Annotated in this window: 8 protein-coding genes; all 8 read right to left on the bottom strand. The window is 33.1% G+C overall.

The features are described 5' to 3' along the window. Positions 1–124: 124 nt before the first annotated feature. Positions 125–1,252 (bottom strand): OmpA family protein, encoded by a 1,128-nt coding sequence (locus KHA90_RS16380; RefSeq protein WP_213302927.1) that lies wholly within the window; start codon positions 1,250–1,252, stop codon positions 125–127. A 110-nt stretch (positions 1,253–1,362) separates the two neighbouring features. After that, on the bottom strand, positions 1,363–1,992 hold the full coding sequence (locus KHA90_RS16375) for a chloramphenicol acetyltransferase (protein WP_213302923.1): 630 nt from the start codon (positions 1,990–1,992) through the stop codon (positions 1,363–1,365). Next, entirely contained in the window at positions 1,992–2,699 is a 708-nt protein-coding gene (locus KHA90_RS16370; protein ID WP_213302920.1) for an HAD family hydrolase, read from the bottom strand. The genes KHA90_RS16375 and KHA90_RS16370 overlap by 1 nt, the downstream gene beginning before the upstream one ends. Before the next feature lie 345 nt (positions 2,700–3,044). Next, the gene (locus tag KHA90_RS16365) at positions 3,045–3,932 is read right to left on the bottom strand and encodes a DMT family transporter (RefSeq protein WP_213302917.1); all 888 of its coding nucleotides are present in this window, start codon (positions 3,930–3,932) and stop codon (positions 3,045–3,047) included. Positions 3,933–3,994: 62 nt separating this feature from the next. Next, entirely contained in the window at positions 3,995–5,443 is a 1,449-nt protein-coding gene (locus KHA90_RS16360) for a hypothetical protein (protein WP_213302914.1), read from the bottom strand. Positions 5,444–5,853: 410 nt separating this feature from the next. Further along, positions 5,854–6,129: a hypothetical protein gene (locus KHA90_RS16355; protein ID WP_213302912.1), complete on the bottom strand. Its 276-nt coding sequence runs from the start codon at positions 6,127–6,129 to the stop codon at positions 5,854–5,856. 261 nt (positions 6,130–6,390) lie between these two features. Next, on the bottom strand, positions 6,391–7,824 hold the full coding sequence (locus KHA90_RS16350) for a hypothetical protein (RefSeq protein WP_213302910.1): 1,434 nt from the start codon (positions 7,822–7,824) through the stop codon (positions 6,391–6,393). A 151-nt stretch (positions 7,825–7,975) separates the two neighbouring features. Continuing rightward, positions 7,976–10,033 (bottom strand): methionine--tRNA ligase, encoded by a 2,058-nt coding sequence (gene metG, locus KHA90_RS16345; protein ID WP_213302907.1) that lies wholly within the window; start codon positions 10,031–10,033, stop codon positions 7,976–7,978. Between the last annotated feature and the right edge of the window lie 975 nt (positions 10,034–11,008).

The raw sequence follows: 11,008 nt of genomic DNA, 5'->3' as shown, positions 1-11,008 counted from the left end.
AGATAATTTTTTATTATATTTGACATAGATATTGTTTTGTTTGGCGACATCAAGATACTGAATTTCAGTATCTTGAACAATATCTAGTCCGTATTTTTTACTTGAAATAATTACACCCAACGGGTTATTTTACTCTAAAAGTAACTCTTCTGGCTAATCTTCTAGCTTCTTCTGAATCTTTTTGAATAGAAGTATCAGCTCCACCAGCAACTACGTTTAATCTTGAAGATGCAATACCTGCTTTTTCAAAAATAGTTTTAACGTTGTTTGCTCTTGTGTTTGATAATTTATCATTGTATTCTGAACTTCCAACCTGATCAGCAAAACCTAAAATATCAATAGAAGCTGAAGGAGTTTTTCTTAAATAAGTTAAAACAACATCAATTGCAGCTGTCGAATTTTCGATTGGAGTTGATTTGTTAAAGTCAAAATAAACGCTGTAATATTTATCATTGATCATTTCTTTGATAACATCTTTATCAGAAACTACAGGACCACTTATTTGCTTTTCAATAATTACTTGTTTTTCCGGCATTTTTTTAACTAGATTTTCAAGATCAGCAATCTTGTTTTCTAATGCAGAACTATCAAAATCTTGCGAAATTACAGTCCAGTCAGCATGTTTTGAGTTTTTTCCTAAATAAACATTTAGTCCAACTGTTCCCTGAAAAATAAGTCCTGAAAAACCTCTGTTTTCCGCAACATAAGCACCATCAAAAGTATAATCTTGTGAAGCGTTTAAAATAGTTGTAAAATCACCAGTTAAAGCAAGTCTGTCAGTTAGCCTGATTTGTCCCGTAACACCAGCAATAAAATTACCAACTCTGTCTTTAACATGAAAATCTTTGTTCTCTAACTGAGCAACACCAAAACCTGCGTGACCTAACAAACCAATAGTTTTAGTCCAGGTTTCAAAGTTCATGATTCTTCCTAAGTTTGCAACAGCTTGCAAATCTACTCTGTAGTATTTTGAATCAAAGTCTACAGTATTGTTTTTTGCTGTAAAACTGTTGTATCCAAAATCAGCTTTCAAACCAAATTTGTTATTTAACATATATCTAACCCCAAGATCTCCAACAAAAAAACTTGGTGTTGAAGTAGAATAACCTGAAGAAAATGGGCGTTGAGGTTTATGAACCCCACCACTAACTTCAACAGACCATTTATTATAGTCGTTTGAAGCAGTTTCTGTTTGTGCATGGAGGTTTGTTAAACCAAGCGAAAATGCAAGAATAATTACAATTTTTTTCATTGTATTTGAGATTTTAAATTTTCCCCAAAACAACAATTTATTGTAAGATTTGTTCTCCAGTAAAAGTTATTAATGTAACAGAATAAGGTTAAATATAATTATGGCTGTTTTTAACTGTTCATTAATTCCTGAAAATGATCTGTAAATTGTCCTAAATGTAACCCATCCATTAAGCCGTGATGAACGTGAACAGACATTGCAATTGTTCTTTTTCCAGTTTCTGAAGTCATCATTTTACCAAAAGAAATTTTAGGGCAACTATCTGGAAAAGTGTAACTACGGGCATGAGAAAGGGAAGTAAAATTCAACCACGGAATTGCCGAAAAGTGAATCAGATTATCATTATCAAACGCTCTTGTAAAAAGTCCGGTTGTGTTTTGAATACGTTCAATTTCGGTTAAAGCAGTTTGCTCGAATATTGTAAAATCAGGGTTATATTCAATCAATGAAAACCCAAACGTACCATCTTCGCGACCAATTGTAGCCGAAGCGTCAACGCGATCATTGATATAAATAGCGTTATTGTCGATTCTATACTTAAAATTTTCGATAGAATTTACCGCAACCAATGTTTTATGCAAGTAAAAAATAAAGAAAGAAGATTTCAGGCTTTTTGCGGTTTGATATGCTTTTGTGCAATCTATTTGTACGGTGGCGCCAAAGAATGGTTCTTCCATTTGTTTGAAATGCTGGAAATGTTCCTTGCGGTTCCAGTTTTCTAAATCTAAAAGTGTTTTCATTATAATAAGTTCTGAAGTATTTCAGTAATTTTTTCGAATGAACTAAAATGTTCGTGCTCGACTTTATGACTAATTTTTTCGTGTTCCCAAGTAGTGTGAAACGGAATATGTACGGCGTAACCTCCAATTCCTAAAACTGGTAAAACATCAGATTTTAATGAATTTCCAATCATCAAAAACTCATTAGACTGAATGTCTAAACGACCCAGTAATTTTTCGTAATCAATTTCCTGTTTGTCTGACATTACTTCGATATGATGAAAATAATGTCCCAAACCAGAACGGTGTAATTTACTGTGTTGGTCTTTTAAGTCGCCTTTTGTAGCAACAACCAGTTTGTATTTCCCGTGTAATGATTGCAATGTTTCCTCGATTCCGTCGAGAAGTTCAATTGGTTTCTCCAATAATTCTTTTCCGTACTGAATAATTTTCTGAACAACTTCAATAGGAATTGTATTGTTCGAAATGTTCATCGCCGCTTCAATCATTGATAAAATATATCCTTTTATTCCATAACCATATAGAGGTAAATTCTCGATTTCGATTTTAAATAATTCCTGTGAAATCCCCTGATGCGAAAGATAATCTTCCATCAAAGCACAAAATTTATGTTCAGTTTCCTGAAAGTAAGGTTCGTTGACAAACAAAGTATCATCGGCATCAAATGCGATTACTTTTAAATTTGGTATTTTGTTTTTATGTAACATAATGTTTTTGTTTCAAGTTTTAGGTTTCTTTTGTTTCAGGTTTTTGCTTTTGTTGTCCTTTTTTGCCACGAATTGCCACGAATTGCACTAATTTTCTCGAATTTTTTTACCATTCCAGATAACTATCGGGATAAATGATTTCAAAGGTTTAAAAAAAATCTGCTCAATCTGCCAAATCTGCGAGAAAACTTTTTGCCACAGATTAAAATGATTCAAAGATTAAAAAAGAAATTTGCTTTATCTGCCAAATCAAGGTGAGAAAATTTTCTGCCACGAATTCACGAATTATTTTAAAAGTAAATCCGCGTAAATCTGTTTAAATCCACATAATCCGTGAGCAATCTTTCAATCCTTAGAAAAAAGCCTCTTAAGAGATATTGTCTTATCGTAAAAAGTAATTCTTATCCCAAAAAGCAAAATAATTCCGCCAAAAACCATTTGTAAAGTTATTTGTTCTTCTAAAAACAACCAAGCTAATATGGATGTAATTACCGCCTGGCTCAATAAACTTAATGAAACTCTGGTTGCGCGCATATGTTGTGTGGCATAACTAATAGATAACCAGGCGCACAACTGACAAATTACAGCTTGCAATAGCAATACAAACCAACCAGTATCTGAAAATCCTGTAAAAGGTTCGTTCAAAGCATAACAAAGAATTCCTAAATAAATGCTCGATGCAATTAAACTAATTGTCATAAATGATAAAACATCAACATCTGAAAGGACATTTTTGCTCACCAAAAGATAAATAGAATAAAGGATTCCGGAGAAAACCGCAAACAGAAAAGCCTGATTGAAATTCAGCTCCATAAAAAAGCTAAAACCAACCAAAGTAATCATCCCGAATAATGAAACTACGGTTCCAATCCAGAAATTAGTTGCAGGTCGAACTTTCAAAAAGAAAAAAGATCCAATTCCAACCCAAAGTGGAGATAAATTAGTCAGCAACGAAGCCTGAGTCGCGCTTGAATCCTGAATGGCGATATTCCAAACTGCAACATCAGATGCGAATAAAATCCCGCAAAGTGCCGCTAAAAGTAAAAATCTAGTATTTGGAAGTTTGAAATTTTTGGTAATCACAACATAAGGCAAAAGTAAAATCACAGCAAAAAACATTCGGTAGAAAGCCGAGATTAAGCCAGGTGCTAGTTTCAATTTAACCAATATTGGGAAGATTGAAATACAAAGTATTCCGCAAATTAAGGCTAATCTTGGTTTGGTGATTTTCATTGTTTATGCTTTTTCTAACTTAATAGAGTTTAAATACTTGAGTTTTATGATTAAGCGAAGTACTAATCGTTAAATTTTCTAATGATATATTCTTTCGTTTTATTGTCGTAATATCCTAAATAATAATCTTTTATTTTAAATAAGATTTGCGCTGATACATCATTGTTTTTATCAAAAAAAGTTCTGATTTTATCAAATGCCAAAGGTTGTAAATCACCTTTAATATGATTGCCTTCTTTATCAAACAAACCGTCGATTTTAACCACTTTTTTGTTTGCATACGCATTAAAGTTGTCCATAGTAGGATTAAAGAAAACATTTCCCATTATTGAACCAATAAATCCAAACTGCCCCAAGGCTGCTTGTCCTCCGGATTGCTTTGGTCCGGAAATACCTCCAAACGTCACCAAAATATTTTCGCCAATGTGATAGCAAGAAATACCAGTATTCAAATTGTTGATTTTTCTAAGAAACTGTGAACTGGTTTCTAAAGTTCTGCTTCCTGAAAAATCGCCGCCTTCCTGAGTAATTTCTGAATTTTTAAATTCAATTGGAGTTTCAGAACTTGTTGTGTATTCTTTTATTAAATTGCCTTCTAAATCTTTTATTGTGAAATAAAACTCGTCAGATGAGGTTTTGATTTGGTAAAGTTTATTGTCAATAAAAAAGGAATTTGAGCTGATATTTTTTTGAAATCCGGAACTGCTTAATTTTGAAATAGAAGTTGATTTTATAATTTTTTCAGCAGCTGTAAATTTCTCCAGATCAATTATAATCACTTGAGTAAAATCAACATTTAAGTCAATAGTTATTACAAGCTGTTTTTTGTCAAAATAGCATTTTCTTCTTTTTGCAGTCTCGTTTAATGAAGTTGGATTATTTACATTAATGTCTGGTAAGGAAAAAGGAGGTTCAAAAGCAAGTAAATTTTGCTCTAAAACGCCATATAAATCAGATTTGATGTAATTTAATTTAAAGAAGTGAAATCCATCTAAAGAAATTGTTTTCTCGTTATAATCACCATTTTTATCAAAAATATGAAGTTTTAAATTGTTGCTTTTTTTAATAACGCTTAAAATATAGAAATTATCATTTTCACTAAACTGCTGTAAAACTTTTTCGTTTTTTAAAACTAAAGCATATTGTTTTGTGACTACTTTTCTTGAATTAAAGTCAAATAACTGAGAAAAAATAGCATCGCTATCAGACGATGACCAGAACAATCGCGTATTATCATTACTAATGTTATAGCCAATCATCGATTTGTATATTTTAGTATCTGGTCTTTCAATAGAAATACTGTCTGCAACTTGCATTTTTTCGTTAAGCTGAATGGCTTTCACCTTGATTTTGTCACTCATAAACAAAGTAACTTTATTATTGTCATTGTTTACTGTTTGAAAAACATCTACATTTTTTTTAAATTCAACAGGTGTAGAGCTTACAATTTCCTGAGAGAAAGAGTATAAACTGCTTAAAAATAAAGAGGCAAGGAATATTTTTTTCATCATTGGTAGGATTGGTTACTTTTTAGCGAAGATCTCATTTTTTTCTTTAGCAAAAAAAGAAAATATAAAACACATAAACCCCCAGCTTTAGATGTGACTAAATATCCAAAAGGATAGATTTAGGACAGTTTCCTGTTCCAGCACCTTAGCGAGGGAATATGTGTTTAATAAATAATGCCGAATCAAAATTTGAAAAATGTGCCGTTACGCACTAAATATTGGTAGAAAAAAACAGGAATGAAATTTCGTTGGCGTGCCGTAGGTACGCAACAAACGACAATTGCGTACCTACGGCGCGCTAAATCTATTCGTATTTCATCATTTCTAGCAATATTTAGTGACTAACGGCACAGAATTTCTGCCTTAAATTGGCATTTATAAAAATTTAGGATAAAACTTGTTTTTGTGTGGTATTATGCAGTCATGATTTTCTTGCAGGCATTGTTAATTTCCATATCCGAAAAAGAGCCAAGCGCGCTCGCCAATAATTTACTCGTTCTAATAGAACTTATCATTGTCATCCTGAGATCCTGGTCATCACCCATTTCATTTAAGAGAATTGTCTCAAAAATTTCGGACAAATGTTCCGGTTGATCTCTAAAATCCTCTTCAAACCAAAGGTCTGAAAGAAATTTTGCCATTGCGGTAATTACAGCTGTTTCTGATGTTTTTTGATTTTCTTCTGTCATTTTCTGAAAATATTAAACGCACGAAGCCCTCGTTTTCGGTTGTGACAAAACATTCCTTGGAATGAGATTAGGGCTATCACTAGCTCCTTCAACGTGAACGAGGGCTCGTTTATGTTAACTTAAATTAAGTTTTCGGATTTTTCGCCGAAGAAATGTTTTGTCGGTACAAACCTACAACTATAACTTCAGAGTATAAATAAAATTATCAGAAATTTCTCATTTTAAATTATAGTTTTGTTTATGAGTCAATCAAAAATTATATTAATCAGCAAATTTTCTAATAATGTATTCTTTGGCATCTTTATCATAATAGCCAAAATAATAGTAACTATCTAATTTAAACATGGTTTGTGCTTTAATATCTTTATTGCTTTCCAGAAATGTACTTATTTTGTCAAATGCCAGAGGTTGCAAATCTCCTGTAACGTGATTCCCGTTTTTGTCAAATAATCCCTCGATTTTAACCACTTTTCTTCTTTCATACGAATTAAAATTATCTATAATTGGGCTATAAACAACTGTATAATAAAGTACAGCGCCAATAAATCCAAAACCACCTAATAGTACTTGTGACGTACTCTGTTGTTCTTGTGAAACACCTCCTAATGTCATTAAAGTGTTTTCTCCAACCTGATAGCAGGAAATACCCGGATTTAAATTGTTTACTTTTCGTAAAAATTGCGATGAAGTTTCTAATACTCTTTTCCCTCCAAAATCGCCTCCTTTTAAATTGATTTCAGAATTTTTAAAGTCAATAGTAGTTTCTTCAGTCGTAGAATATTCTTTTATTAAAGTACCATTTATATCCTTGATTGTCATAAAAATTTTATCTGAAGATGATTTTATTTGATACAATTTATTACCGTTTATAAACGAATTCGATTTTATATTATAATCATCCTGACTAAATTTACTGGGAGATGTGTTTAAAATATTTTGCAAAGTGGCAGTATACGTTTTTAAATCAAGAGAAATTACTAGTGTATAACTAATATCAGTATCAACAGTTATAATGATTTTATTATTTTGTGTATAACATTTTCTCTTTTTAGCCGTATTAACTAAAGAAGTTGGGCTTTCAGAATTAATTTGGACTAGTGAAAACGGTCTTTCAAAAGGCAAAAGTCCTTCTTCAAATATTTCATATAAAGTTGATCGATGATAGAATTTATTTTTGGTTAAATCGAAATCTTTAATTTCTAAATTTCCCTGATGATCAAAAACATACAATTTAAAAATATTACTTTTCTTTGGTAAAGTTAAAATTATGAATTTATTTCCAACTGAAAATTCCTGAAGATATACTTCATTTTTAAATTCTAAAACATGAGCTTTTTCAAGCGTTTTATTGTTTTCTGAATCAAATATTTGTGCAAGAATTTTCTTTTTGTTTGATGATGCCCAAAACAATGTCGTTTTATTGCCGGAAATAATATTTCCAATCATTGCAGAATAACTTTTTTCTGGTTTTGGTGATGAAGTAGAATCAATAAATTTCATTTTATCATCAAGACGAATTGCTTTAATTCGGTTTTCATCAGCCATAAACATTGTAGTTTGTTTAATGGAATCGTCTACAACCTGAAAAATCTGAACATTCTTTTTCAATTCAATTGATGTAGAATTTACAATTTCCTGCGAAAAAGAAACTATACTATTAAAAAATACATACGCAAAGAATAGTTTTTTAAGCATTAGCAATTGTTTTTAATTTTGAGCGAATATCCTATTTTTTACTTAAATAAAAGAGAAACTATAAAATTATTTAAGATGTTTTCTAAAAGCAAAAAGCATGAATCAATTAAACAGTAATTGATTCATGCTTTTTAAAACAGGATATAAAACCTTAATTTATTGTTTCACCATTTGGTGCATCAGTATCAGGATTTACAAAAACCAATTTACCTTCAGCATTTGTTGTCATCAGAATCATTCCCTGGCTTTCAACTCCGCGTAAAGCTCTTGGCGCTAAGTTTGCCAAAACAGTAACACGTTTACCAATGATTTCTTCTGGCGAAAAGCTTTCTGCAATTCCCGAAACAATCGTGCGAACGTCAATTCCGGTATCAATTTTCAAAACCAAAAGTTTGTTTGCCTTTGGCATTTTTTCTGCTTCAATAATAGTTCCTACACGTAAATCCATTTTGGCAAAATCCTCATATTGAATTAAATCTTTTTGAGGTTCTGCTTGTTTGTTTTCAGCAATATTAGCGGTTTTTGTAGCTTCCAATTTGTCTATTTGTTTTTGTATTTCTTCGTCTTCTATTTTTGCGAATAATAATTCTGCTTCCCCAATTTGGTGACCTTCCGGAATCAATTCTGAATTTTCAGTAACATCATTCCATTTCAATTTGCCTTCATTTTTCAGGATTCCTGATAATTTCGCTGCAGTAAAAGGCAAGAACGGTTCAGCAAGAATACTCAACGCAGCAGCAATTTGCAAGGCAACATACATTTGAGTTTTTACACGCTCCGGATTGTCTTTCATTACTTTCCAAGGCTCTTCATCGGCAAGATATTTATTTCCTAAACGAGCAACATTCATCAATTCGCCTAAAGCTTCACGGAATCTGTAACGCTCCACCGAACTTGAAATTACGGCTGGATACGCTTTTAATTCTGCCAACGTTTTTTCATCAACTTCAGATAATTCATTTGGAGTTGGGATATATCCGTCGTAATATTTATTGGTTAAAACCACAACACGATTAATAAAATTACCAAAAATGGCAACTAATTCATTGTTGTTTCTAGCTTGGAAATCTTTCCATGTAAAATCATTATCCTTAGTTTCAGGAGCATTAGAGGTTAATGCATAACGCAAAACGTCTTGTTTCTCCGGAAATTCTTCTAAATATTCATGTAACCAAACCGCCCAGTTTTTAGATGTAGAAAGTTTGTTTCCTTCCAAATTCAAAAACTCATTTGCAGGAACATTGTCCGGCAAAATATAGCTTCCTTCGGCTTTAAGCATCGCAGGGAAAATGATACAGTGAAAAACAATATTGTCTTTCCCAATAAAATGAACCAGTTTTGTGTCTTCATCTTTCCAGTAAGGTTCCCAGTCTTTTCCTTCGCGCAACGCCCATTCTTTAGTCGATGAAATGTACCCGATTGGTGCATCAAACCAAACATATAATTTTTTTCCTTCGGCACCTTCAACCGGAACATCAATTCCCCAATCAAGGTCACGAGTCACAGCGCGAGGTTCAAGACCTCCATCAACCCATGATTTTACTTGTCCGTAAACATTAGGTTTCCAGTCGTTTTTATGTCCAACCAAAATCCATTCAGTCAAGAATTCGGTATAACGGTCAAGAGGTAAAAACCAGTGTTTTGTCGATTTCAAAATCGGAGTTTCTCCAGTAATTGTCGATTTTGGGTTTATTAAATCCGTCGCATTCAAAGTCGATCCACAATTTTCGCACTGATCTCCGTAAGCTCCATCATGACCGCATTTTGGGCAAGTTCCCACAACAAAACGATCTGCCAGAAACTGATCTGCTTTTGCATCGTATAATTGCTCCGTCACTTTTTCAATAAAATCACCATTATCATACAGTTTTCTAAAAAATTCCTGAGCCGTATCATGATGAATTTTAGCCGAAGTTCGAGAATAATTATCAAACGAAATTCCGAAATCAGCGAATGATTTTCTAATAATTCCGTCATATTTATCAATAACTTCTTGTGGTGTAATTCCTTCTTTTTTGGCTTTCATCGAAATTGCAACCCCGTGTTCATCGCTTCCGCAAATAAACGCGACGTCTTTTCCTTGCAAACGTAAATATCTCGAATAAATATCTGCAGGCACGTAAACCCCCGCCAAATGCCCAATATGTATAGGTCCATTCGTGTAAGGCAATGCCGCCGTAATAGTATATCTCTTTGGATTTTGTATCATAACTCAATTTTATTGAGTGCAAAAATAAGCAATAGAATTGAGATTTTGTTATTCCGCCGAGTTTCACAGAGAAAAAGCGCTGAGATTCGCTGAGTTTTTTAATCTCGCAAAGACGCGAAGACGCAAAGTTTTTTAAATTAATACCACAGATTAAAGAATTAAAATGATTTTTAAGTTAAGATCTGCTCAATCTGCATAATCTGCGTGAAATAAAATCTTGTGTGATGTTTTTCAGGAGCTAATTCCGCTTCCCGATGGCTATCGGGACGGCACAAAAGGATTTTCACTTCTATCGGGGCTAGAAAACCCCACTTTGTCAAAAATGCATTTTATTCAATACCCCAATTATCAGACTGAGCGGAGTCGAAGCCCCGCAAAGATTGGCGACATTTCTCTACGGAATTTCTTGTTTTTTATTTCGTCTATTCGTTTATCATTTCAATGCATATTATAAACTGGACTGAAGTCCAGCCCTACAATATGTTCCGAACCTGCGGTTCTCTTTTAAGTTCTGGAGGAACGATTTATTTTATGGGCGTGAACTTCTGTCAAGTCTCCTGAAGTCCAGCCCTACAATATGTTCTGAAACTCCGGTTCTCTTTTAAGTTCTGGAGGAACGATTTGTTTTTTAGGCGTGAACTTCTGTCAAGTCTCCTGAAGTCCAGCCCTACAATATGTTCCGAACCTGCGGTTCTCTTTTAAGTTCTGGAGGAACGATTTATTTTTTAGGCGTGAACTTCTGTCAAGTCTCCTGAAGTCCAGCCCTACAATATGTTGCGAAGCGAAGTTTTCTTTAAAAGTTTCTGAGGAACGATTTATTTTGTAGGGCTGGACTTCAGTCCAGTCTCCGTGTTTGGAGTCGCCAATATTTGCGGGGCTTCGGGATCGCTCAGCCTGAAAAAACATAAAGAAAAATTTGTGAATCTCAGCGCTTTTTCTCTGTTTTTCTCTGTGGAATAATTCTAAAATAGATTG

Source organism: Flavobacterium psychroterrae, assembly GCF_018380615.1.
Classification (GTDB): domain Bacteria; phylum Bacteroidota; class Bacteroidia; order Flavobacteriales; family Flavobacteriaceae; genus Flavobacterium; species Flavobacterium psychroterrae.
Note: the sequence above shows the minus strand (reverse complement) of the source record. Positions and strands in the feature narration are given on the sequence as shown.